The organism is Roseovarius sp. D22-M7 (assembly GCF_037083785.1).
Classification (GTDB): Bacteria; Pseudomonadota; Alphaproteobacteria; order Rhodobacterales; family Rhodobacteraceae; genus Roseovarius.
The window spans coordinates 24,050-48,850 of record NZ_JBAPKY010000003.1; the positions used below are offsets into that span (position 1 = coordinate 24,050).

Consider the following 24,801-nt stretch of genomic DNA (forward strand, 5'->3'; position numbering starts at 1 on the left):
ACGGGGCTGCATCGGGCGGGGCGCGGATGACGGAATGTTTCGACGAGATGTGGGGCAGGGACGGCGCCTGTCGCGGCGCCTATCGCGGCTTTCACGACTGGTTCACCGGCGAGGATCCCAAGCGGCTGCGCGCCAAGCAGCGCGAGGCCGAGGAGATATTCCGTCTGACCGGCATCACCTTCAACGTCTATGGCCGGGACGCCGCCGAGGAACGGCTGATTCCCTTCGACATCGTGCCGCGCATCATGTCCGGGGCGGAATGGCACCGCCTCGCACGCGGGATCGAGCAGCGGGTGCGCGCCATCAACGCCTTGCTGCACGACATCTACCACAAGCAGGAGATCGTGAAGGCCGGGCGCATTCCGCAGGAGATGATCGCGCGCAACGATGCCTTCCTGCCGCACATGATCGGGGTGTCGCCGCCCGGCGGGGTCTATACCCATATCGTCGGTATCGACCTTGTCTGCACCGGCGAAGGCGAGTTTTTCGTGCTGGAAGACAATGCGCGCACGCCGTCGGGCATGAGCTACATGCTGGAAAACCGCGAGACGATGTTGCAGATGTTCCCCGAGCTGTTCTCGCGCAACCGGGTGCAGGCGGTGCAGAACTACCCCGCCAACCTGCGCCGGTCGCTGGCCGCCAGCGCGCCGCCCGCCGCCGGGCCGGACCCGGTGGTCGCGGTGCTGACGCCGGGGATCTACAACTCGGCCTATTTCGAACATGCGTTCCTTGCCGACAAGATGGGGGTCGATCTGGTCGAAGGCCACGATCTGCGGGTCGTGGATGGGCGCGTCGCGATGCGCACCACGCGCGGCTACACGCCCATCGACGTGCTTTACCGCCGCGTCGACGACGGATTCCTCGATCCGCTGAACTTCAACCCCGAAAGCCAGCTTGGCGTGCCCGGGATCATGGACGTCTACCGCACCGGCGGCCTCACCATCGCCAACGCCCCCGGCACCGGGATCTCCGACGACAAGGCGATCTATTCCTACATGCCCGAGATCGTCGAGTTCTACACCGGCGAGCCGCCGCTGCTGCCCAACGTGCCGACGTGGCGCTGCTCCGAGCCAGAGGCGCTGGGCTACGTGCTGGAACACCTCTCGGAACTGGTCGTCAAGGAGGTGCACGGATCGGGCGGCTACGGCATGCTGGTGGGGCCGGCGGCCACCAAGAAAGACCTCGCCGCGTTCCGCCGCAAGCTGAAGGCACGGCCGGGCAACTATATCGCGCAGCCCACCCTCAGCCTGTCGACGGTGCCGATCTTTGCGCGCAGCGGGCTGGCGCCGCGGCATGTCGACCTGCGCCCCTTCGTGCTGGTGCGCCCCGACGGCATCCGCGTGACCCCCGGCGGGCTGACGCGGGTGGCGCTGAAGAAGGGGTCGCTGGTGGTCAATTCATCCCAGGGCGGCGGCACAAAGGACACCTGGGTGCTGGAGGACTGAAGGTGCTGGGCAAGACCGCGAACGGCCTGTTCTGGATGTACCGCCTGCTGGAACGGGCCGAGCATACCGGGCGCCTGATCGAGACCGGGCAGCGCCTGGCGCTGACGCGGCTGAACGATCCGGATGCCGAATGGCGCCCGGTGCTGCAATCGGCGGCGGTGCTGCAAGCGTATCTGGCCAATAACGAGACCGTGACCCGCGAGGCGGTCATCGACTGGCTGCTGCGGTCGCGCGACAATCCCGGCTCGGTGCTGCGCTGCATCGAACAGGCGCGGATGAACGCGCGGCTGGTGCGCACCGCGCTGACCGGCGACGTCTGGGAGGCGATGAACGCCAGCTACATGCAGGCCCGCGCCGCGCTGGCCCGCAAGGTGGGCGAACGCGACCTGCCACGCGTTCTGGGCGCGCTGCGCCAGCAGACGGCGCTGGTGCGCGGCATGACGCAGGGCACGATGATGCGCGACGAGATCTACGAGTTCGCGCGCCTCGGCACCTATGTCGAGCGTGCCGACAACACCGCGCGCATCCTCGACGTGAAATATTACGTGCTGCTGCCCTCGACGCTGGCGGTGGGCAGTTCCATCGACAACGTGCAATGGGAAGGCGTCCTGCAGTCGCTGTCGGCCAAGGGCGGGTTCCGGATGCATTACGGCTCCAACCCCGCGCCGCGCGAGATCACGCATTTCCTGATGCTCGACAAGCGGATGCCGCGCAGCCTGGCCTTCTGCACCGACAAGATCCGCGAGAACCTGACCTATCTCAACCGCGGCAATCGCGAGCCAAGCGCGGCATTGAGGCTGGTCTGCCAGATCGAACAGCAGTATCTGTCGCATGACGTCGACCGGATCTTCGAATTCGGCCTGCACGAGATGATTATCGAACTGCTCGGCGCCTTCGCCACGCTGGCCCGGCAGATAGAGACCGATTACCGCTTTCACGAGTAGGCCCCCATGCGTCTGAGCATCCATCACGTCACCAGCTACCGGTTCGGCGGGCCCGTCCGCTTCGGCCTGCAACAGGTGCGCAAGACGCCCAAGACCACGCCGCACCAGACCGTCCTCAGCTGGCACACCGAGATCACCGGCGGCCGCAAGGAACTGGTCTTCGAGGATCACCACAACAACACCACCGAGCTGGTCAGCCTCGACCGCGACACCCAACGCCTCGACGTCACCAGCGGCGGAGAGATCGAGGTCAGCGACACGCACGGTATCGTCGGCGCGCATCGCGGGCCGGCGCCCTTGTGGCTGTATCAGCGGATCACCCCGCGCACCGAGGCGCGCGACGGGGTCCGCGCCCTGCTGAAAGGGCTGCCCGCCGAGAGCGATCTCGACCGCCTGCACCGGCTCTGCGCGAGCATCGCAAAGGCCGTTCCCTACGAGACCGGCGTTTCGGAACCGACGTGGAGCGCCGAGGAAACGCTGAAGGCCGGGCGCGGTGTCTGCCAGGATCACGCGCATGTCTTCATCGCCTGCGCGCGGCATCTCGGGCTTCCCGCGCGCTACGTGTCGGGCTATCTTCTGATGGACGGACAGACCGACCAGACCGCGATGCATGCCTGGGCCGAGGCCTGGCTCGAGGATCTCGGCTGGGTCGGGTTCGACGTGTCGAATGTCATCTCGCCGGATGCGCGCTATGTGAGAGTCGCGACCGGGCTGGATTATTCCGACGCGTCGCCGGTCACCGGAACGCGGATCGGCGGGCTCGACGAGACGCTGGGCGTGCAGATCACGGTCGCCGAACAGTAGCGGCCGAAAGGTAAGGGCGCAGAGATGACCTATTGCGTGGGCATGACCCTGAACCGGGGCCTGATCTTCATGTCCGATACCCGCACCAATGCCGGGGTCGACAACATCTCGACCTTCCGCAAGATGACCCTGTGGGAGGCGCCCGGGCGGTTGTCGCTGACGCTTCTGTCATCTGGCAACCTCGCCACCACGCAGGCGGTCATCAGCCAGCTTGCCGAGCGCAGCAAGGCGCATGAGGACCGCGATCCCGGGATCCTGTCGGCGCCGTCGATGTTCCAGGCGGCGCGAATCGTGGCCGAGACGCTGCGCGAGGTGGTGGCGTCGCATGCCACCGGGGGCATGACGTCCAGCGCGTCGTTCAAGGCGACGCTGATCCTTGGCGGGCAGGTCGCCGGCGGGCCGCCGCGGCTGTTCCTGATCTACCCCGAGGGCAATTTCATCGAGGCCAGCGAGGACACCCCGTTCCTGCAGGTGGGCGAGACCAAGTACGGCAAGCCGATCCTAGTGCGCGCCTACGACCCGGATCTCGACTTCGGCCAAGCGATGCGGCTGCTGCTGGTCAGCTTCGATTCGACGGTCAAGGCCAATCTCGGCGTCGCGCCGCCCTTCGATTACCATTTCTACGAGACCGACAGCCTGTGCAGCGGCACGCGTGGCCGCATCCAGCCGGACGATCCCTATTATACCCTGATTTCAGAGGCTTGGGGGCAGGCGCTCAAATCCGCGCTGAGCAGCCTGCCGGATTTCCCGACGGATCGCGGCTGAACCGCGCGCCCGCTCAGGCCGTGCTGCGGCCCCAGCGGATGCGCGACCACAGGCGTTCATAGCAGAAATAGGTGAGGAACCCGATCGCGGTGTTGATCGCCGCGATCAGCCCGCCGGCACTGGCCGATCCGGTGACCAGCACGCCCACGACCGTCATCACGGCGAGGCCGATCAGTTGCCAGATCAATGCTTTCAGAACACTGCGTATCCGCGTTTCCATGGCGCCTCCGTTGTGGGTGTGGGTTGACGGGGCCAAGATGCGCGACTTCGTGCCACGCCGCCATTCGGAAAACGGTTAACATCGCGCTGCATATGTGATTAAACGAAACACATGACCGAAAAGATCGACAAACGTTTGCGCGCCGACATGTTCCGCACCCGGCTGGCCGAGGCGATGCGCCTGCGCGATACCAACCAAAGCGTTCTGGCCCGGGCCATCGGCGTGGACCGCTCGACCGTGTCGCAACTGCTGAAGGACACCGCGGCGCGGCTGCCCAATGCGCAGGTGGTGGGCGAATGCGCGGCCGCGCTCGGGGTATCCGCCGACTGGCTTCTGGGCCTGACGGACCGGCCCGAAACCGCCGCCGACATCCTCGCCAACACGCTGTCGCTGACCGAGGCGCCGCGCGCGCTGGTAGACGAGCAGATCTTCGCGTGGCACAAGGAGGCGGCGGGCTACAAGATCCGCCATGTGCCGGCCGGGCTGCCCGACATGCTCAAGACCCGGCCGATGCTGGAATGGGAATATGCGCCGCATCTGGGGCGCTCCACCGACCAGGCGATCGGCGCGTCCGAGGACCGCCTGAACTGGATGCGCGCCGCCCGCTCGGATTACGAGATCGCCCTGCCGCTTTTCGAGGTCGAGAGCTTCGCGCGCGGCGAGGGCTATTACCGCGACCTGCCGGGCGACGTCAGGCGCGCGCAGCTCGATCACCTGATCGCGGTGACAGGGCAATTATATCCGGGGCTGCGGGTCTATCTCTTCGACGCGCGGCGGCTTTATTCCGCGCCGGTCACGATCTTCGGCTCGCTGCTGGCGGTGCTCTACCTCGGGCGCAATTACATGGTCTTTCGCGATGTCGAACGGGTGCAGGCGATCACCCGGCATTTCGACGGCCTCGTGCGAGAGGCCTCGGTCACCGCGCGCGGGTTGCCCGATCACTTGCGCGGGCTGCGCGACCTTGTGGATTAGCCGCATGTTGGCGAACATGCGAACCCCATGCCTTAGGCGTGTTGCAGTTGCACCGGGATCTCGCGCGCGAGTTTCAGCAGATGCGCCATGAAGGGCTTGTCGGCGTCCTCCTCGCGGATCGCGGCGTATAACCGTTTGATCTTGCCCGTTTCGGTCAGCGGGCGGGTGACGTAATCGGTGCTGGTGCGCAATTCGCGCACGACCCAGTCGGGCAGCACCGCCACCCCGCGATTGGACGCCACCAGCAGCAGGATCACCGCCGTCAGTTCCACCTGCCGGATGCTTCTCGGTTCCACCTTGGCGGGGGTCAGCAATTCGGTGAAAACGTCCAGACGCGCGCGGTCCACCGGGTAGGTGATCAGCACCTCGTCGCGGAAATCGGCGGCCTCGACAAAGTCCTTCTGCGCCAGCGGATGCTGCGAGGACGCGACGAAGACTGGCTCGTAGTCGAAAAGCGGCTTGAAGCCGACCCCGGGCAGATCCTCGGGATCCGACGAGACCACCAGGTCGACCTCCTGTTTCTGCAGTGCAGGCAGGGCGTCAAAGGCCAGCCCGGGCCGGATATCCACGTCGACCTCGCCCCAAGTCTTGCGAAATTCCTCGAGCACCGGGAACAGCCATTCGAAACAGGCATGGCATTCGATGGCGATATGCAGCCGCCCGGTGCTGCCGTCGCGAAGCCCCTCGAATTCCTGCTCCAGCGCCTCGATCTCGGGCAGGATCTTCTCGGCCAGCCGCAGCAGGCGCTGCCCCGCCGATGACAGCCGCAGGGGGCGCGAGCGGCGCACGAAAAGCTCGACCCCGGCCTGGTCCTCCAGCCCCTTGATCTGGTGGCTGAGCGCCGATTGCGTCATGTGCAGCACATCCGCCGCCTTGGCCAATCCGCCCGCCTGGTGGATCGCCCGGATCGTCCGGAGATGACGAAACTCGATATGCATTATTAGCGAACCTCATCCTAAGCATGAAATTTATGAAGTTGTCTCACAATGCTGCACCTGCGACAAGGGGAGGGAACAGATTGACCGACAGGATGACACCGATGACACCGCCCCGTATCTCTTTCGAATTCTTCCCGCCCAAGACGCTCGAGGCGTCGTTCCGGCTGTGGGACACCGTGCATGCCCTTTCGCCCCTCGATCCGCGCTTCGTCTCGGTCACTTACGGGGCGGGCGGTACGACCCGCGAACTGACGCGCGAGGCGGTGGGCACGCTGCAAAAGGCCACCGGCCTCAACGTCGCGGCGCATCTGACCTGCGTCGACGCCACGCGCGAGGAAACGCTGGCCATCGCCGACCAGTTCGCCGAGGCCGGCGTGACCGAGATCGTGGCCCTGCGTGGCGATCCGCCGAAAGGGTCGGGCGGGTTCACGCCGCATCCCGACGGGTTCGCCAATAGCTGCGAGCTGATCTCGGCGCTGGCCGAGACCGGCAAGTTCACGATCCGCGTGGGCGCCTATCCCGAAAAGCACCCCGAGGCCGCCGATCACGCGGCCGATATCGACTGGCTGAAACGCAAGATCGACGCGGGCGCGACCGAGGCGGTGACGCAGTTCTTCTTCGAGGCCGAGACCTTCTTGCGATTCCGCGACGCCTGTGCCGATGCCGGCATCACCGCGCCGATCATCCCCGGCGTCCTGCCGGTCGAGAACTGGAAAGGCGCGCGCAAGTTCGCGATGTCCTGCGGCACGCATATCCCGGCCTGGGTTGACAATGCGTTCGACAAGGCAATCCGCGACAACCGGCACGATCTGCTGGCCACCGCGCTGGCGACCGAACTGTGCAGCAAGCTGATCGAGGGTGGCGTCGAGGATCTGCACTTCTACACGCTGAACCGGCCCGATCTGACGCGCGACGTCTGTCACGCGCTGGGTGTCACGCCCAAGGTCACCCTGCGCGACGTCGCCTGATACCGGTCCCGGGTCTGATACGGGGCCGGCACCGGCGCGGCGGGGAGTGCGTCACCCCGCCGCGGCAGTGTCGTCCGCCGCCTCGCGCTCGGGCGAGATATCCTCGATCGTGACCATGTATTCGGTGGCGTGCCGGCCGGCAAAATGCGTGTCGCGCTTGTAATGCGCCTCGAACCCCAGATCGCCATCCATCTGGTCCGCAAAGCTGTTGAACAGCGCCCAGCTCGCCTCGTTGTCGCCGGTGATCGTGGTCTTGAGGTTGGTGACATCGGCACAGACCTCGCGCGCGAAAAGCTCTGTCAGCATCCGCTTGGCGACGCCGCATCCGCGCGCCGCCTCGCCGACGGCCACCTGCCAGACGAACAGCGTGTCCGGCGAATCGGGCGGGATGAAGGCCGAGATCCAGCCGACGATCTCGCCGTCCAGCTCTGCGATCACGCAGGTTTCGGCGAAGTGATCGCACTGGATCAGGTTGCAATAGACCGAATTTTCGTCCAGCGGGCCCGCCTCGCGGATGAGGTCCCAGACCTCCATCCCGTCCTCTGATGAGGGCGTGCGGAAAGTGATCGGAGATTTCGTGTCGGCTTGGTCGGTCATGATCGTAGAGTCCTTGATGGGGCAGGTCCGTGGACCTGAGAGAATGTCGCCTTTCCGCGCATCACGCAAGAAAAACCGGCGTATTGTCGACAGTATCTCAGACCAGCCGGCGCGCGATGGCCTCGTTCCACTCCTGCTCGTAGACCAGTTCCGGGCCTTCCCACGCGCGCAGCCGCGCGGTGATGCAGAACTCGGTCGGCGTCGCGGTCAGGCGCGTGGTCGTCTCGGTGCGGATCTCCCAGTCGTCGCGGCGCATCTCGTGGGTCCAGGTCACCGTGCCCTCGGCCGATAGCGGGTCGTCGGGCAGGATCGCGTAATGCTCCAACCCTTCGCCGGAATGGGTGATGCCGTGCTCGGTGATATGCGCGGCGCCCTCGTGATCGCGGATGTCGATCATCAGGCGGCCGGTATCGACATCCTCCGACAGGACCCATTCCGATTGCGGCGGCGTCTCGAAGCTTTGCTCGAGCGGCTGACCGGCGCGCGGGGCCGCGAAGGCGGGCTCGACCTCGGGACGGTCGTCGCGCAGCGGCAGGTGCAGCGTGGTGCGTCCCGTGTCCACCTGCAGCGTCACCGGCGCGGGCGCGGGCCAGGCCAGCGGGAAATAGCTGGTCGAGACGCCCAGCCGGATGCGATGCCCGGCGCGGAACGTCTGGGCGACATGCTTCATCGGCACCTCGACGGTGTAGGTCTTGCCCGGCTCGAGTGCTTCGGGGTGCTCGTGGCTGTCGCGATGCGTGAGGTTGAACAGGCCGTAGCTGACCCGCGTCGCGGCGCCGCCGGGGGCCACGTCCATCAGCCGCAGCGCTATCTGCGCGATCGGTTGGTCCACGGTGAAGGTCAGTGTCAGGGTCGGATCGCCGACCATGTGCAGCGCCTCGGGCAGCGGGGCGGTGTCGAATGTCAGGCTGCCGGCATCGTCGCGCCGCTGGTCGCCGGGCTGATCGCCGGGATGCGCGTAGGAGCACCACTTGCCGCCATGCCGACCCACCCAGAGTGGCGAATTGATCGACAGCTTACCGGCGGGCACATCGCCGGTCCCCAGCGTGCCCTCGGCGCCAAGCGAAAACGCCGTGCGGGTGATGTCGGGCGAGGGCCACGCGGCTTCGGTGATCCAGTGCCCGTCGCGGCGGGGGTAATGCGCGGCCGGGCGGGCGTGATCCTGCAGGAAGAGGCGCAGCGGCGGCTCGTCCATGATGCCCGTGTCTTCGCCCTTCAGCCACTGGTCCCACCAGCGGGCTTCCTCGGTCAGCCAGTCGATGGCCGGGCCCGGCTCGCCGACATGCGGATACTTGTGCGACCACGGCCCGACGATGCCCTTGACAGGGCCCGGCAGATTCTCGACCAGCCGGAACACCGACCGGCAATACCCGTCGGCCCAGCCGCTGACGGCGTAGACCGGGATCTGGACGTCGTCGTAATCCTCGCAGATCGAGCCGTGCTTCCAGAACGCGTCGCGGGTCTGATGCTCCAGCCAGTTCTTCAGCCAGAGGCCCGAATCGCGCAGCCGCGCCAGCCACATGTCGCGCCAGCGGTCGCCGACATGCACCGGGTCGGGGGGCAGGGTGTTGATGCCGAACATCACCGACGCCCATGACAATTGCTCGCCCAGCAGGGTGCCGCCCATGTAGTGGATATCGTCGGCATAGCGGTCGTCGGTGGAACAGATCGAGACCACGGCCTTCAGCGCGGACGGTTGCAGGGCTGCCAGTTGCAGACCGTTGAACCCGCCCCAGGAAATGCCGACGATGCCGACGCCGCCATCGCACCATGCCTGTTCGGCGATCCAGGCGATGACGTCGCAGCCGTCCTGCAATTCCAGCTCGGTATATTCATCCGTCATCACGCCTTCGGACTCGCCGGTGCCGCGCAGATCGACGCGCACATAGGCATAGCCGCGCGCGGCGAGCCAGGGCGCGCGGGCGTGGTCCCGCTCGAGCGTCTTGTCGTTCTTGCGGTAGGGGATGTATTCGAGGATCGCGGGCACGGGGGCCGTGTCCGCGCCTTCGGGCATCCAGGTCCGCGCCGCCAGGCGCGTCCCGTCGGGCATGGGGATTTCCAGGTGCTCGATCTCGCGGATCGTGGCGGGCAGCGGATGGTCGATTTTCAGATCGAGGGTCATGGGGCGTTCCGAACGGCAAGAGGGATAAGTGGACATGACGCCGGTAGGGCGCAATGTCCAGCGCGCCCCCGGCCTTTATTCAACGATATCGGTGAATTCGTAGTTGAGCCGCTTCATCACCTGCTCGTAGTTCCACAAGAGCTTGGATTGCTTGCCCGCCCCCATCCAGATCGAGGCCACGGCATAGCTGTAGGCGTCCTGCTCGGGCAGTTCCGACAGCTTCATGCCCTTCTTGACATAGGACACGATGCGCGTGCCGGCGACCTGTTCCGCGGCCACGTCGATCTCGGCGCGCGAGGGGGCGCGGGCGATGGTCGCGTCGTTGAAGAACACCCGGTAGAAGAATTCGCCCGCGACGTTCTCGGGGCCTTCGCCCTGGGGCATGTCGGGCTTCTGCCCGAGGCCCAGATCGACGGTCACCTGCTGGTGACTGACGCCGTCGACCATCTCGAAGAGGTCGCAATGCGACTGCGCGATCCGGGTGTTGATCTCGAGCAGCCAGATCGTGTTCTGCACCTCGTCCCAGTAATACTCGATGTTGAAGGCGGCATTGTCATAGCCGATATGCGACATGATCGTGCGGGTGATCTCGTTCATCTGGTCCTGCACGCGGCGCGGCAGGGTCGAGGGGTAAAGGTAGTAGAAGAAGCTGAGGACCTGCGGGTAGCGGATCGAATCGACGGTTCCGTAGGGCACCACCTCGCCGTCATGCACGTAGCCCTCGACGGTGCATTGCCGCCCGCCGATCACCCGCTCGGCCATGCAGTAATGCCCCTCGACCGCGCGGATCTCGTCGGGCAGGTCGGCCTGGTCGAGCACGTAGTTGAACGGCTCGGAGATCTGGCCGATCTCGGCGCGGAAGGCGGCGATCGCGTAGTCGAAATCCTCGGGGCTGTCGATGCGGAAGCCCAGCCGCGAGCCCGATGACTTGATCGGTTTCACGAAGAACGGAAACCGCAGCCCGGCCTCGCCTATATGCGACAGCGCGTCGTCGTCGAACGGATCGAAGGCGGTGAAGGTGGGCGTGTGGTCGGGGATAACCTCGGCCATGACCTTGCGCGACCAGTACTTGTGCTCGCATTTCAGCAAGGCTTCCAGCGAGGCGTTGCGGGTGCCGTATTTCTTGCACAGGAGCGGCAGCATGGTGGAGACCGGAAAGTCGATATAGCCGACGATCGCATCGATCGAGCCGTCGAAGGCATCCAGCGTCGCCTCGGCCTCGGCCAGCATCGCGGGGATGTCGAAATCCTGCGTTTCCGACACCTGCGCAGGGGTCAGCAAGGGGTGGAACGCGACATCCTCGACCCCGCGCAGCCGCTTGAGGCGCTCGGCGTTCAGCTTGTTCATTCCGACGACGAAGACGTTCTTGGTCATGGTGACTGTCCCTTTTGTTAGCCTGGCGTGCCTGTCACCGGCCGGGCGCGCATCGCCCGGCCGCGCGGCATGCTCATGCCTGTGCGAGGTCGGCCTGAACCGGAAAGCTGCGGCCCTTGAGCCGGTCGGTGGTGCCGGTGATGTCATCGACCAGAAGCAGCAGGAAATCGCCGGGCTTGGCCTCGGCGATGGCGCGGTCCACGGCGTCCCGCTCGTTCATGATGAGATGCACCTCGCTTTTCGATCCGGCCGCGTCGGCGCCGTCGCGGATCAGCTTGGCGACCTCGCCCTCGGCGCGGCCGCGCGCATCGGATTCGTAGACATAGACCACGTCGCACATCTTCGCGAGCTGCGCCCCGAGCGCCTCGAGATCCTCGTCGCGGCGGTTGCCGGGCGCGGTCGACACGCCGATCCGGCGCTGCTGCCCCAGGCCCTTGACCAGCGGCTCCAGCGCCTGGAGCGCGGGCACGTTATGGCCGTAATCGATCAGGCACTTCACGCCGTCGGCCTCGAAGTAGTTGGTGCGGCCGGGCATCTGCGCGGGCGTCGGGTGGAAGGTCAGCAGCCCGGCGCGGATGTCGTCGATCTCGATCCCGTGGGCAAGCGCCGTCGCGGCGGCGGCCATCGCGTTCTGCACGTTGAACGGCGCGTGCCCCTCGAAGGCGATCGGCACGTCGTTGACGTCGACGATATCGACGGTCACCTTGCCGCGCAGCAGCACGATCCGCCCGTTCTTGACGGTCAGCACCATGCCCAGCTCGCTGAGATGTTCCTGCAGGTCGGGATTGTCGGGGTTCATGGTGAAATAGATGATCTCGCCGCGCGCCCAGTAGGTGCCATGCTCCATCACAAGCGGGTCGTCGGCATTCAGGACGCAATACCCGCCCTCTTTCTTGACGGCGTCCACGACCACGGTCTTGCAGCGCGCGAGTTCCTCAAGCGTGTGGATGTCGCGCTCGCCGAGATGGTCCGAGGCGATGTTGAGAAGCACGCCAACGTCGCATTCGTCGAAACCGAGGCCGCGCCGCATGATGCCGCCGCGCGCCACTTCCAGAACGGCGTGTTCGACCGTGGGCTCGCGCAGCACGGCCTGCGCCGCGGCGGGGCCGGAATAGTCGCCGCGCAGGATCACGTGGTTGTCGATCTCGACCGTGCCGGTGCAGCCCATGCCGACCGAGTGCCCCGACTGGCGCAGGATATGCGAGGTCAGCCGCGTGGTCGTGGTCTTGCCGTTGGTGCCGGTGATCGCGGTGATCGGGATGCGGCCGTTATCCGTGGGATCGGGAAACAGCATGTCGACGACATACTGGCCCACCGGGCGCGGCGTACCATGCGTGGGCGCCATGTGCATCCGGAAGCCGGGGCCGGCATTCACCTCGACCACGCCGGCGGATTGCTCGGCCAGCGGCTTGGTCAGGGTTTCCGCCAGCAGGTCGATGCCGATCACGTCGAGCCCGACATGCCGCGCGATCCGCTCCATCGAGAAGCGGATATCGGGATGCACCTCGTCGGTCAGGTCCGTGGCGGTGCCGCCGGTCGAGATGTTCGCGGTGGATTTCAGGAACACCATCTCGCCGTCGCCGGGCACGCTGTCTAGGGTCAGGCCGGCCTGTTCCAGCATGCGGTGGGTCTGCACGTCGACATGGATCTGGGTCAGCACGTTCTCGTGGCCGACGCCGCGGCGCGGGTCCTTGTTGGCGATGTCGATCAGCGCCTGGATTGTGGACTTGCCGTCGCCGGTGACATGCGCCGGGCGCCGCCGCGCGGCCGCCACCAGCTTGCCGCCGATCACCAGGATGCGGTGATCCTCGCCCTTGACGTAGCTTTCGACGATCACCGCGCCGGAATTGTCGCGCACCCGTGCCAGCGCCGCGTCGTAGCCCGATCTCAGGTCTTCGAGAGTGCCGATATCGGTGCTGACGCCGCGGCCGTGATTGCCCGCCAGCGGCTTGGTGACGACCGGCCAGCCGATCCATTCGGTGGCGTTCTTGACCTCGTCCCAGGAATAGCAGGTGCAGCCCTTGGGCACGGCGATGCCGGCATCGTCGAGGATCTGCTTGGTCCAGTCCTTGTCGTCGGCGATCGAGTGCCCGATGATGCCCGACCCGTCGGTCACCGTGGCCTGGAAGCGCCGCTGCTTCACGCCGTGCCCCAGCTGCGTGTAGCTGGTGCCGGGGGTCAGGTTGTAGAACGGGATGTCGCGTTTTTTGGCGGCATCGACGATCGCGCCGGTCGACGGCCCGAGCGCATGCGCGTCACGCACTTCCTTGAGATGGGCGATGATCGGTTCGAGATCGACATGCCCGCCATCGTAGAGCTTGCGCACGATCGCCACGGCCGCCTCGCCGGCGGCAAGGCCGGTGGCCTCGTCGCGGTAGCGGTAGACGACGTGGTAGACGCCCTTCTCGTAGGTGTCGACGGTCTTGCCGTAGCCCACGGCGAAGCCGACGAGGTTCTGCAGCTCGATCGCCAGATGCTCGACCATGTGCCCGGCAAAGGTGCCGTTGCGCACCCGTTGCAGGAAGCCGCCCACCTCGCCGACCGAGCAGCGATGCCCGTAGATCGACGGGATAACCGCCTCGAGCTTCTCGGCGAGGCCGGGCACCTTGTCGCTGGGCCGGCTTTCGAGATCCTCGATGTCGAGGCGCATGTAGATCGCGTGGTAGCGGCTGTAGTAATTCGGGCCGCGCAGGGCGCGATGTTCAAGTATGTTCATTCGTCTGCTCCAGGCCTTCGGTTCCCAGGTCTTTCGCACTCAGCATTCGACGTTGGGACATGTTGTACGTATCCCCGTCGATCATGGCGTGCATCAGGACGTTGTGAACGCTCACCGCCTCACCGTCCGAAAGATCGAAGACATTGGAACCGGTTATCCGCGAACTGTCAACGAGGATGACATGACCGGGACCGAAGGCATGGATGGTATCTTCTCCGAACAGGACCGCAGCATCTTCGCCGAGCCCGACGCCGAGATATTCGGGATTCGTCGCTCCGACTTCCATCAGCCGTGAGAATCGCCCGCGTTCGAGGAAGTGCGTGTCGATGATGACCTTGTCGATCAGTCCGAACCCCGCCGACATCTTCACCGCGCCCTTGCGCAGCGAATCCGTCGCGTTGCCGCCATAGACCATCGTCGTCGACTGGCAGGCCGCGCCGGCGCTGGTGCCGGCGATCACGCCGCCCTCCTGGTAGTGCTTGCGGATCGCGCCAAGCGCGTCCGAGCCGCCGAAGATGCTGGTCAGGCGCATCTGGTCGCCGCCCGAGATGAAGACCACGTCGCAGCCCTCGATCATCTCGATTTTCGCCGGGTCCCCGGCATCCTTGCGCTCGCGGATGCGGATGTCGACGACCTCGCCGGCGCCCAGCCGGTCGAACACCTCGCGATAGGACTCGAAGACCTCGTCGGGGATGCTGCTGGCCGTGGTGATCACGCCGACGCGCGGCTCGGACGTGTGAGAGCATTTGAGCACCCGTTCCAGAATGCTCGTGGCCGACGCCTTGTCTTCGGCGCCGCCGATGGCAATGAGCTTGCCCTTGCGCACGGGTTGAATGGGCATGTTCATTTGGGATCTCCTGCCAGCCATCGTTCGCACTATATATTGTGAAAGTTACCGGGTTACAAACGCCGGTGGTGGCGCATCACGCGGAGATGTGGCAGTAATGTTCCAAAATCACAACCACCGCCCCGAAATCGGGCAGTTGCGTGACGGTTCCGAAATGGAGGGATGAATGACCAATGAATTCGCGCTCGCCATTCATGGCGGGGCCGGGGTTCTGCCCCCGGCGGACATGACACCGGCGCGCGAAGCGGCCTATCACGCGGCGCTCGCGCGGGTGCTCGCGGCGGGCGAGGCGGTGCTCGCCGCGGATGGCACGGCGCTCGACGCGGTGACTGCCGCGGTCACTGCGCTCGAGGACGAGCCGCTCTTCAATGCCGGGCACGGCGCGGTCTTCACGCGCGACAGCACGCACGAGATGGACGCCGCCATCGTAGACGGGCAGGGCCGCCGCGCCGGCGCCGTGGCCGGCATCTGCGGGCCGCGCAACCCGGTGCACCTGGCCCGCGCCGTGATGGAGCGGACCGATCACGTGATGATGATCGGCGACGGTGCGCTGGCGCTGGCGCGCGACGCGGGCATCGCCCTCGAGGAGCCCGGCTATTTCTTCACGCAAGAGCGCTGGAACAGCCTGCAGCAGACCTTGCGCATGCAGGCCGAGGGCACGCTCGACGACGATCCCGCGCGGCGCCACGGCACGGTGGGCGCGGTGGCGCGCGACCGGGCCGGCAATCTCGCGGCGGCGACCTCGACCGGCGGGATGACCGCAAAACGCGCGGGCCGCGTGGGCGACAGCCCGATCGTCGGCGCCGGCACCTTCGCCGACAACGCCACCTGCGCGATCTCGGCCACCGGCGACGGCGAGGCCTTCATCCGCCGCGTCGCGGCGCACGAGATCGACGCGCGGATGCGGCTGGCAGGCCAGTCGCTGACCGACGCGGCAGAGCACGTGGTGCAGGTCGATCTGGCCGCGCATGAGGGCTCGGGCGGGCTGATCGCGATCGATCGCGACGGCACGATCACCATGCCGTTTAATTGTGCAGGCATGTATCGCGGCACCCTGCGCGACGGGCAAGCCGCGCAGACCGCGATCTATACCTGATCCGCCGATGATCCGGCCGAGACCCCGCAAGCCATTGGCATAGATATAGTTTATATTCATGGCGGGGCGGGTCTTTCGCGTCCAGCGCGCCCGGGCGCGCCGGCAAGGCCGCCCCCCGCGTTCCCCCTTGTTGACATGCGGGCCTCTTCGGATAGGCTTGCATCATAAATGTCACAAAACAGGGAGAGCGAAATGTTCACATCCGTAAAACGTCTGGCCATCACGACCGCGGCCACGAGCATCGTGGCGCTGAGCGCATCGGCGGCCGTCGCGGATACGTGGCGCTACGCCTTCGAAGAGGCCATCGACGAGGTGCAGGGCGTCTTCGCCCAGAAGTTCAAGGAAGAGGTCGAGGCGAATACCGACCATACCGTCCAGCTTTTCCCCTATGGCACCCTTGGCGAATCCGCCGACACCATGGAGCAGGCGCAGTCCGGCATCCTGCAATTCGTCGATCAGAGCCCGGGCTTCACCGGCTCGCTGATCCCCGAGGCGCAGGTGTTCTTCGTGCCGTACCTTCTGCCGCAGGACACCGACAAGCTGGCAGAGTTCTTCCGCACCTCCGAGGCGATCAACGAGATGTTCCCCGAGCTCTACGCCGAGCAGGGGCTGGAATTGCTGACCATGTTCCCCGAGGGAGAGGTCTGCCTGACCACGCAGGAGCCGGTGACCGAACCGGCCGATCTCGACCAGACCAAGGTTCGCGTGATGACCAACCCGCTGCTGGTGGAAAGCTACCAGGCGTTCGGCGCGACGCCCACGCCGCTGCCATGGGGCGAGGTCTACGGCGCGCTGCAGACCGGCATCATCCAGGGCCAGGAGAACCCGATGTTCTTCATCGAGTCTACGAAGATGTACGAGGTGACCGAGGTCATCACCTGCATGGGGCACAACAACTTCACCACCGCGGTGATGGCCAACCTCGACTTCTACGAGGGCCTCTCTGACGAGGAACAGCAGGTCGTTCAGGATGCCATCGACGTCGCCTTCGATCACATCATCGAGTACCAGAAGGGCCTGCACGAAGAGAGCATCGAGAAGATCAAGGAAGCCAAGCCCTCGATGGAGGTCAACATCCTGACCGAAGAACAGCGCCAGCCCTTTATCGAGGCCGGCAAGCAGGTCGAGGACAAGTTCATCGAGATGACCGGCGACAGCGGCAAGGAAATCCTCGACCAGATGAAAGAGGATCTTTCCGAAGTGTCCGGCTGACGCCGGATCCTGCCTGCGGGTGCGGCCGGTATCGCGGGCCGCACCCGCCCCATCATCCAGACAACCAGTGGAGGCTCAGCCCGTGAGCGACAAGCCTGAACCGGACGGCGGATCAGCGCCGGATCGCAAGCCGCGCGCCACCCCCAAGGCGGACGCCTACGCCTCCTCCCTGCCGGGGCCACTGGGCGTCATCGACAACACCATCGCATGGATCGAAAGCGTCATGCTGGCCGTCGGGGTGCTGTTGATGGCGGCCAACACGGTGGCCAACGTGGTCGGCCGCTTCGTGTTCCAGAACAGCCTGTTCTTCTCCGAGGAACTCAACCGCATCCTGATCATCCTGATCACCTTTGCAGGCATCAGCTACGCCGCGCGGCAGGGCCGGCATATCCGCATGTCGGCGATCTACGATGCGCTGCCGCCCGCGGGACGCAAGATCCTGATGATCATCATCGCCGCGATAACCGCGGTGTTCATGTTCGGTCTGTGCTACTATGCCATTCAATACATTCTGGTGCAGGCTGACCGTGGCCGTGTGCTGCCGTCGCTGCGAATCCCGGTCTGGATCACCCTCGTCTGGGTGCCCGTCGGCTTCTTCATGACCGGCCTGCAATACGCGCTGACCGCGATCAAGAACATCATATCCAAGGATACCTGGCTGTCGACCTCGGTGCTCGAAGGGTATGACGACAACGAGATGGAGGTCTGACGCGATGGCCACGACGATATTCTCGATCATGATCGTGCTTCTGCTGCTGGGATTCCCGATGATGATCCCGCTGATCGTCGCCTCCTTCGTGGGCTTCTACACGATGTTCGGCGGCATGGGCCAGATGGAGACGATGATCCAGCAGATCATGGGGGGCATTCGGCCCGCCTCGCTGATCGCGGTGCCGATGTTCATCTTCGCCGCCGACATCATGACGCGCGGGCAATCCGCCAGGCGGCTGATCGACCTCGTGATGGCCTTCGTGGGACATCTCAAGGGCGGGCTCGCGGTCTCGACGGCGGCGGCCTGCACGATGTTCGGCGCGGTCTCGGGATCGACGCAGGCGACGGTGGTCGCCATCGGCTCGCCGCTGCGGCCGCGGATGCAGAAGGCCGGCTACAATGACAGCTTCATCCTCGCGCTGATCATCAACGCCGCCGACATCGCCTTTCTCATCCCGCCCTCGATCGGGATGATCATCTACGGCGTGGTCTCCGGCACCTCGATCGCGGAACTGTTCATCGCCGGCATCGGGCCGGGGCTGCTGATCCTCGTGCTCTTCTCGTTCTATTCGTGGGTCTACGCGGTGCGCAACAACGTGCCCACCGAAGACAAGTACACCTGGGCCGAACGCGCGGGCGCGATGCGCAGCGCGCTCTGGCCGCTGGGCTTTCCGGCGATCATCATCGGCGGCATCTATGGCGGCATCTTCAGCCCGACAGAGGCCGCGGCGGCCTGCGTGCTGTATGCCCTCGTCCTCGAGGTGCTGGTGTTCCGCTCGCTCGATCTTGCCGGGGTTTACGACACCGCGAAATCGACCGGTCTGATCACCGCGGTGGTGTTCATTCTCGTCGGCGTCGGCGCGGCGTTCTCGTGGGTGATCTCGTTCGCGCAGATCCCGCAGGAGATCCTCAGCGGCATCGGCATCGACCAGATGGGCCAGATCGGCGTGCTCTTCGTGATCTCGATCGCGTTCTTCATCGGCTGCATGTTCGTCGATCCGATCGTGGTGATCCTGGTGATGGTGCCGATCTTCGCGCCGGTGGTGGATGCGGTCGGCCTCGACCCGGTTCTGGTGGGCACGATCATCACGCTGCAGGTCGCCATCGGCTCTGCGACGCCGCCCTTCGGGTGCGATATCTTCACCGCCATCGCGGTCTTCAAGCGGCCCTACTGGGAGGTGATCCGCGGCACGCCGCCCTTCATCGTGATCCTGCTCGGCGTGGCCGTGGCGCTGATCTACTTCCCGCAGATCGCCCTCTTCCTGCGCGATCTCGCGTTCTCGAAATGAGCGGAGGAGACACCCATGTTCAAATCCATCCTCGTCCCCTATGACGGTTCGCCGAACGCCGAGAAGGCACTGGACCGGGCGATGGAGATGGCCCGTCTGACCGGCGCGGCGCTGACCATCCTGACGGTCTACCGGCACCATTCGATGCTCGAGGCGTCGCTGTCGATGGTGCGCCCCAGCGATCCCGGCAATCTCGACGACATCATGTCCGAGCATGCCACCGAAGTGGCCGAATACGGCAAAGAGCACGTCCTGAAGGCCGGCTTCGAGAACGTGCGCGCCTTCGTCACGGCCGGCCACACGTCGCGCACCATCATCAAGTTCGCCAAGGAACACGGCCACGACCTGATCGTGATCGGCAGCCGCGGCATGGGCTCGATGGAGGGGTACCTGCTGGGCAGCGTCTCGCTCAAGGTCACGGGCCTTTCCGAGGTGCCGGTGCTGGTGGTCTGATCCGCGCCGGGGCTGGACGACGGTTGACGGAATGTCGCAGTCATCCCTTCCCATGATACCGGCATCGTGTCACAAAGGTTTCATTTGAAACCCCGTGACAGCGGTGACTTTAAAACCCCGAGAGGCGGATCGATCGGCGCTGCCGGCGGACCGTCCTGCTCACCCACCTCAAGGTTCGGAGAACACGCGATGCAACGCAGACAGACTCTTACCGCGATGACCGGCGCGCTGGCGCTTCTCGGGTCCGCAGCGACGGCCCAGACGGAAATCCAGTTCTGGCACGCCCTGGGCGGCGCGCTCGGCGAAAAGGTCGACGAGATCGCAGGCGACTTCAACGAGATGCAGGACGACTACACCGTCGTGCCCACCTACAAGGGCACCTATACCGAGAACATGACCGCCGCCATCGCCGCCTTCCGCGCCGGCGAGCAGCCGCATGTCGTGCAGGTCTTCGAGGTCGGCACGGCCACGATGATGGCCGCCGAGGGTGCCATCCGGCGCGTGCAGGGCGTGATGGAGCAGGCCGATATCGACTGGAACAACGACGCCTACTTGCCGGCGGTGAAATCCTACTACACCACGACCGACGGTGACATGCTGTCGCTGCCGTTCAACTCGTCCACGCCGGTGCTGTGGTACAACCGCGACCTGCTGAACGACGCCGGCGTCGAGGATGTGCCCGAGACATGGGACGAGATGTTCGCGGCCGCCGACGCGCTGCAGGCCAACGGCCATGACTGCGCGTTCTCCTTCGGCTGGCAGTCCTGGGTGATGATCGAGAACTACCTCGCCTGGCACGACCAGCCGATCGGCACGCAGCAGAACGGCTTCGCCGGGCTCGACACGGAATTCATGTTCGATCAAAGCGAGGATCTGAGCAACCTGCTGCAGCGCATCGCAGACAGCCAGGCCGACGGCACGTTCCAGTATGGCGGCCGCCGCGGCGACAGTCTGCCGCTGTTCACCAACGGCGAATGCGCGATGTGGATGAACTCGTCGGCCTATTATGCCGGGATCAGCGAGCAGGCCGATTTCGAGTTCGGCCAGGCGATGCTGCCGCTCAACACCGACGGGGCCGAAGCGCCGCAGAACTCGATCATCGGCGGCGCCACGCTTTGGGTGCTCGAAGGTCATGACGAGGGCGATTACGACGGTGTCGCGGCGTTCTTCAACTATCTCAGCTCGCCCGAGGTGCAGGCCGACTGGCACCAGTCCACCGGCTACGTGCCGATCACCACCGCCGCCTACGAGCTGAGCCAGGAGCAGGGCTTCTACGAGGAGAACCCCGGCACCGACACCGCGATCAAGCAGCTGTCGCTGAACGAGCCGACCGAGAACTCGCGCGGTCTGCGCTTCGGCAACTTCGTGCAGATCCGCGACATCATCAACCAGGAGCTGGAAGACCTGTGGGCCGGCAACCAGAGCGCCGAGACAGCGCTTGACGCCGCTGCCGCCCGCGGCAATGCCCTGCTGCGCGATTTCGAGGCCGCCAACAACTGAAGCAGTCGGGACGTGACCACAGCGCCGGCCCGACCCCGTCCGGGCCGGCGCATCAGTGAATAACAACCGTCGAGGCCCGGCCCGTGCGCACCAAGACCGTCACCTTCCGGCACAACTGGCTGCCCTACGCGCTGATCGCGCCGCAGATCGTCATCACGCTGATCTTCTTCATCTGGCCGGCCAGCCAGGCGCTGTATCAATCCGTGCTGCGCGAGGATGCGTTCGGGCTGAAGACCGAGTTCATCGGGATGGCCAATTTCGCGCGGCTGTTCGCCGACAGCGACTACATCAACAGCTTCATCACCACGATCAGCTTCAGCGCCATGGTCGCCGGCTTCTCGATGGGGATCGCGCTGGTGATGGCGATCATGGCCGACCGGGTGATCCGCCGCGCCATGCTCTACCGGACGCTGCTGATCTGGCCCTATGCCGTGGCGCCCGCCGTGGCGGGCGTGCTGTGGTGGTTCCTGTTCAACCCGACGATCGGCATCGTGGCCTATGCGCTCGATGCTCTGGGCTATGACTGGAACCATTACGTCGATGGCGGCGACGCGATGACGCTGATCGTCGTGGCCTCCGTCTGGCGGCAGGTCAGCTACAACTTCCTGTTCTTCCTCGCCGGGCTGCAGGCGATCCCGCGCTCGCTCACAGAGGCCGCGGCGATCGACGGGGCGGGGCCGTTCAAGCGCTTCGTCACCATCCAGCTGCCGCTCTTGTCGCCCACGGTGTTCTTCCTGATCGTCGTCAACGTGGTCTATTCCTTCTTCGAGACCTTCGGCGTGGTGCATGCCACCACCAGCGGCGGGCCGGGGCAGGCCACCAACATCCTCGTCTACAAGGTCTGGCGCGACGCGTTCGAGGGGCTCAACCTCGGCGCGTCGGCGGCGCAGTCGGTGATCCTGATGGTGCTGGTGATCGCGCTGACGGCGATCCAGTTCCGCTATATCGAGCGCAAGGTGGAATACTGATGGTCGAACGGCGCCCCTTCCTGACCTTCATCCAGCATGCCGTGCTGATCTTCGGCGCGGCGATGTTCGTGTTCCCGATCTACCTGGCCTTCGTCGCCTCGACCCATACCGCCGCCGAGGTCAGCCGCGGCATACCCCTGCTGCCGGGGGCCGAGATGATCCGGAACTATTCGCTGGTCCTCGGCGAGGGGATCTCGGCCGCCGGCGCGCCGCCGTTGTGGATCATGCTGATGAATTCCACGATCATGGCGCTGTCGATCACCATCGGCAAGATCGTCATCTCGCTGCTGTCGGCCTTCGCGGTGGTGTATTTCAAGTTTCCCTTCCGGATGCTCGCCTTCTGGACGATCTTCGTCACGCTGATGCTGCCGGTCGAGGTGCGGATCCTGCCCACCTTCGAGGTCGTCGCAAGCCTCGGGATGCTCAACTCCTATGCCGGGCTGTCGATCCCGTTGATCGCCTCGGCGACGGCGACGTTCCTGTTCCGGCAGTTCTTCATGACGATCCCCGACCAGTTGACCGAGGCCGCGCGCATCGACGGCGCCGGGCCGATGAAGTTCTTCCGCGACATCCTGCTGCCTCTGTCGCGCACCAACCTCGCGGCGCTGTTCGTGATCCTCTTCATCTATGGCTGGAACCAGTACCTCTGGCCGCTGCTGGTGACCACGGATGAAAGCTATTACACCATCGTCATGGGCATTCAGCGCATGACCAGCGCCGGCGAGGGCACCCCGCAATGGCACCTGATCATGTCCACCGCGATCCTCGCGCTCTTGCCGCCGGTGGCGGTCATCCTGTTCATGCAGCGGCTTTTCGTGCGCGGCCTCGTCGAAGTGGAGAAATGAGTACCCGATGAGCAACATCCAGATCAACAATGTCCGCAAGACCTATCCCGGCGGCATCGAGGCGATCCGCGGCATATCGATCGACATCGCGGATGGCGAGTTCTGCGTGCTCGTGGGTCCCTCGGGCTGCGGCAAGTCCACGCTGCTGCGGATGATCGCCGGGCTCGAGACGATCACCGACGGCACCGTCTCGATCGGGCCCCGCGTGGTCAACGACCTAGAACCGGCAGAGCGTGACATCGCGATGGTGTTCCAGAACTACGCGCTTTACCCGCATATGACCGTCTATGGCAACATGGCCTACGGGCTGAAGAACCGCGGCGTGCCGAAGCAACAGATCAAGAAAATGGTCGACGAGGCCGCCGCGACCCTCGGCCTGTCGGAGTTCCTGACCCGCAAGCCCGCGCAGCTCTCGGGCGGGCAGCGCCAGCGCGTCGCCATGGGCCGCGCCATCGTGCGCCAGCCGCAGGCGTTTCTCTTCGACGAGCCGCTGTCGAACCTCGACGCCAAGCTGCGCCTCAAGACCCGGGTCGAGATCCGCGACCTGCAACAGCGCCTCGGCACCACCTCGATCTACGTCACCCACGACCAGATGGAGGCGATGACGCTGGCCGATCAGCTCGTGGTGCTTAATGGCGGCGCGGTGGAGCAGGTCGGCACGCCGATCGACGTCTACAACCGCCCGGCTTCGGTCTTCGTGGCGGAATTCATCGGCTCGCCGCCGATGAACCTGATGCAGGGCCGGATCGACGCGCAGGGCCTCGTCACCCCGGCGGGCACGGTGGCGGCGCCCGCGGGCGTGCGCCACGGCGAGGTGACCATCGGCATCCGACCCGAGCATCTGCACCCCGAAACCGACGGGCCGCTGCGCCTGTCCGTGCGGGTGGTCGAACATCTGGGCGCCTCGGCCAACGTGCACGGCACCGTGCCGGGCAACGAGGTCGAGATGATCGCCAGCCTGACCGGCGATGCGCTGCCGCATCCCGGCGACACGCTGGGGCTGGATGTCGCCGCCGCGAACCTGCACCTCTTCGACCCTGTGACCGGCCGCCGCCTCGACTGACGCGCCCGCGAAGACTTGGCAGGGCCGGGCGCAGCCGCTAACAGGGCATGACCCCGCCGGAGATTACCATGAAGGCCCGAGACATGACCCGCGACTGGATCGCCACCGCCCGCACGCTGTCCGAGGCGCTGCCCTACCTGCAACGCTATACCGGCGCCATCGTGGTGATAAAGCTGGGCGGTCACGCCATGGGCAGCGACGCGGCGATGGAAACCTTCGCCCGCGACGTCGTGCTGATGAGCCATGTGGGCGTGCACCCCGTGATCGTCCATGGCGGCGGGCCGATGATCAACGAGATGCTGGAAAAGCTGTCGATAACCTCGCAATTCGTCGACGGCAAGCGCGTCACCGACGAGGCCACCATGAGGGTCGTCGAGATGGTCCTGTCGGGCCGCGTCAACAAGCGCATCGTGCAGGCCATAAGCGGGCAGGGCGGCAGCGCCGTGGGCCTGTCGGGCAAGGATGCAAGCCTCATCACCTGCACGCCGGTCAGCCCCGAGCTCGGCCTCGTGGGGGCGCCCGCGCAGATCGACACGACGATCCTGCACACGCTGTTCGACGCCAACATGATCCCCGTCATCGCCCCCTTGGGCGCCGGCCCGGCGGGCGAGACCTTCAACATCAACGGCGACACCGCCGCCGGTGCCGTGGCCGGCGCGCTCAAGGCCGACCGGCTGCTGCTTCTGACCGATATCGACGGGGTGCGCGACACCGAGGGGCGCGTGGTCACCGAACTGACAGCTGACCAGATCCGCGAGATGACCCGCGACGGGGTGATCGCCGGCGGCATGATCCCCAAGACCGAAACGGCCCTCGCCGCGATAGAGGCCGGCGTGCGCGCGGTGGTGATCCTCGACGGGCGCGCCCCCAACGCCACGCTGCTGGAACTTTACACCGAGCACGGCGCCGGCTCGCTCATCCGCGCGACATGACCGCGGCCTTGTGAAACCAC

The 24,801-nt window shown here is 65.6% G+C and carries 23 protein-coding genes; 16 read left to right on the plus strand and 7 right to left on the minus strand.

The features are described 5' to 3' along the window. Positions 1-26: 26 nt before the first annotated feature. From V8324_RS02130 to V8324_RS02145, 4 genes are read left to right on the plus strand one after another with little or no spacing between them, the layout of a single operon-like run. Positions 27-1,445, plus strand: a complete 1,419-nt coding sequence (locus V8324_RS02130; protein ID WP_336418261.1) for a circularly permuted type 2 ATP-grasp protein — start codon at positions 27-29, stop codon at positions 1,443-1,445. A 2-nt stretch (positions 1,446-1,447) separates the two neighbouring features. Then, on the plus strand, positions 1,448-2,389 hold the full coding sequence (locus V8324_RS02135) for an alpha-E domain-containing protein (protein WP_336418262.1): 942 nt from the start codon (positions 1,448-1,450) through the stop codon (positions 2,387-2,389). 6 nt (positions 2,390-2,395) lie between these two features. Further along, positions 2,396-3,193, plus strand: a complete 798-nt coding sequence (locus tag V8324_RS02140) for a transglutaminase family protein (protein ID WP_336418263.1) — start codon at positions 2,396-2,398, stop codon at positions 3,191-3,193. A gap of 24 nt (positions 3,194-3,217) precedes the next feature. After that, on the plus strand, positions 3,218-3,958 hold the full coding sequence (locus tag V8324_RS02145) for a peptidase (protein ID WP_336418264.1): 741 nt from the start codon (positions 3,218-3,220) through the stop codon (positions 3,956-3,958). 13 nt (positions 3,959-3,971) lie between these two features. On the opposite strand, the gene V8324_RS02150 is transcribed toward V8324_RS02145, so the two are convergent. Next, complete coding sequence (locus V8324_RS02150; RefSeq protein WP_336418265.1) at positions 3,972-4,178, minus strand: DUF2061 domain-containing protein; 207 nt, start codon at positions 4,176-4,178, stop codon at positions 3,972-3,974. Between the two features lie 111 nt (positions 4,179-4,289). Between V8324_RS02150 and V8324_RS02155 the strand changes: the two genes are divergently transcribed. Then, positions 4,290-5,150 (plus strand): helix-turn-helix domain-containing protein, encoded by an 861-nt coding sequence (locus tag V8324_RS02155; protein ID WP_336418266.1) that lies wholly within the window; start codon positions 4,290-4,292, stop codon positions 5,148-5,150. A gap of 32 nt (positions 5,151-5,182) precedes the next feature. Here the strand turns inward: V8324_RS02155 and V8324_RS02160 are convergent, their stop codons facing one another. Further along, on the minus strand, positions 5,183-6,088 hold the full coding sequence (locus V8324_RS02160) for a LysR family transcriptional regulator (RefSeq protein ID WP_336418267.1): 906 nt from the start codon (positions 6,086-6,088) through the stop codon (positions 5,183-5,185). A 101-nt stretch (positions 6,089-6,189) separates the two neighbouring features. Here V8324_RS02160 and metF point away from each other — a divergent pair, with 101 nt between their 5' ends. Continuing rightward, positions 6,190-7,056: a methylenetetrahydrofolate reductase [NAD(P)H] gene (metF, locus tag V8324_RS02165; protein ID WP_336418268.1), complete on the plus strand. Its 867-nt coding sequence runs from the start codon at positions 6,190-6,192 to the stop codon at positions 7,054-7,056. A 51-nt stretch (positions 7,057-7,107) separates the two neighbouring features. On the opposite strand, the gene ectA is transcribed toward metF, so the two are convergent. The 5 genes from ectA to V8324_RS02190 form a co-directional block, all read right to left on the minus strand. After that, positions 7,108-7,653, minus strand: coding sequence for a diaminobutyrate acetyltransferase (ectA, locus tag V8324_RS02170; RefSeq protein WP_336418269.1), 546 nt, complete (start codon positions 7,651-7,653; stop codon positions 7,108-7,110). A 97-nt stretch (positions 7,654-7,750) separates the two neighbouring features. Continuing rightward, positions 7,751-9,775 carry a CocE/NonD family hydrolase gene (locus V8324_RS02175; RefSeq protein ID WP_336418270.1) on the minus strand — a complete coding sequence of 675 codons (2,025 nt, stop codon included), beginning with the start codon at positions 9,773-9,775 and terminating at the stop codon, positions 7,751-7,753. A 75-nt stretch (positions 9,776-9,850) separates the two neighbouring features. Next, positions 9,851-11,149 carry an ATP-grasp domain-containing protein gene (locus tag V8324_RS02180; RefSeq protein WP_336418271.1) on the minus strand — a complete coding sequence of 433 codons (1,299 nt, stop codon included), beginning with the start codon at positions 11,147-11,149 and terminating at the stop codon, positions 9,851-9,853. Positions 11,150-11,222: 73 nt separating this feature from the next. After that, the gene (cphA, locus tag V8324_RS02185) at positions 11,223-13,865 is read right to left on the minus strand and encodes a cyanophycin synthetase (protein WP_336418272.1); all 2,643 of its coding nucleotides are present in this window, start codon (positions 13,863-13,865) and stop codon (positions 11,223-11,225) included. Next, complete coding sequence (locus V8324_RS02190; RefSeq protein ID WP_336418273.1) at positions 13,852-14,712, minus strand: cyanophycinase; 861 nt, start codon at positions 14,710-14,712, stop codon at positions 13,852-13,854. Before V8324_RS02190 ends, cphA begins: the two co-directional genes overlap by 14 nt. A 166-nt stretch (positions 14,713-14,878) precedes the next feature. Between V8324_RS02190 and V8324_RS02195 the strand changes: the two genes are divergently transcribed. The 10 genes from V8324_RS02195 (at position 14,879) to argB (ending at position 24,781) form a co-directional block, all read left to right on the plus strand. Continuing rightward, positions 14,879-15,808, plus strand: a complete 930-nt coding sequence (locus V8324_RS02195; protein ID WP_336418274.1) for an isoaspartyl peptidase/L-asparaginase family protein — start codon at positions 14,879-14,881, stop codon at positions 15,806-15,808. 192 nt (positions 15,809-16,000) lie between these two features. Beyond that, positions 16,001-17,020 carry a TRAP transporter substrate-binding protein gene (locus V8324_RS02200; protein ID WP_336418275.1) on the plus strand — a complete coding sequence of 340 codons (1,020 nt, stop codon included), beginning with the start codon at positions 16,001-16,003 and terminating at the stop codon, positions 17,018-17,020. A 169-nt stretch (positions 17,021-17,189) separates the two neighbouring features. Continuing rightward, positions 17,190-17,729: a TRAP transporter small permease gene (locus V8324_RS02205; protein ID WP_336418408.1), complete on the plus strand. Its 540-nt coding sequence runs from the start codon at positions 17,190-17,192 to the stop codon at positions 17,727-17,729. 4 nt (positions 17,730-17,733) lie between these two features. Beyond that, positions 17,734-19,020 (plus strand): TRAP transporter large permease, encoded by a 1,287-nt coding sequence (locus V8324_RS02210; RefSeq protein WP_336418276.1) that lies wholly within the window; start codon positions 17,734-17,736, stop codon positions 19,018-19,020. 15 nt (positions 19,021-19,035) lie between these two features. Continuing rightward, positions 19,036-19,473, plus strand: a complete 438-nt coding sequence (locus V8324_RS02215; RefSeq protein ID WP_336418277.1) for a universal stress protein — start codon at positions 19,036-19,038, stop codon at positions 19,471-19,473. A gap of 189 nt (positions 19,474-19,662) precedes the next feature. Continuing rightward, positions 19,663-20,973, plus strand: a complete 1,311-nt coding sequence (gene ugpB / locus V8324_RS02220) for a sn-glycerol-3-phosphate ABC transporter substrate-binding protein UgpB (protein ID WP_336418278.1) — start codon at positions 19,663-19,665, stop codon at positions 20,971-20,973. Positions 20,974-21,056: 83 nt separating this feature from the next. Next, a complete protein-coding gene (gene ugpA / locus V8324_RS02225; RefSeq protein WP_336418279.1) occupies positions 21,057-21,941 on the plus strand; it encodes a sn-glycerol-3-phosphate ABC transporter permease UgpA in 885 nt (294 codons plus the stop codon). After that, the gene (gene ugpE, locus V8324_RS02230; protein WP_336418280.1) at positions 21,941-22,786 is read left to right on the plus strand and encodes a sn-glycerol-3-phosphate ABC transporter permease UgpE; all 846 of its coding nucleotides are present in this window, start codon (positions 21,941-21,943) and stop codon (positions 22,784-22,786) included. The genes ugpA and ugpE overlap by 1 nt, the downstream gene beginning before the upstream one ends. Positions 22,787-22,793: 7 nt before the next feature. Then, entirely contained in the window at positions 22,794-23,849 is a 1,056-nt protein-coding gene (locus tag V8324_RS02235) for a sn-glycerol-3-phosphate import ATP-binding protein UgpC (RefSeq protein ID WP_336418281.1), read from the plus strand. A gap of 68 nt (positions 23,850-23,917) precedes the next feature. Then, positions 23,918-24,781, plus strand: coding sequence for an acetylglutamate kinase (gene argB, locus V8324_RS02240; RefSeq protein WP_336418282.1), 864 nt, complete (start codon positions 23,918-23,920; stop codon positions 24,779-24,781). The last annotated feature ends 20 nt before the right edge of the window (positions 24,782-24,801 follow it).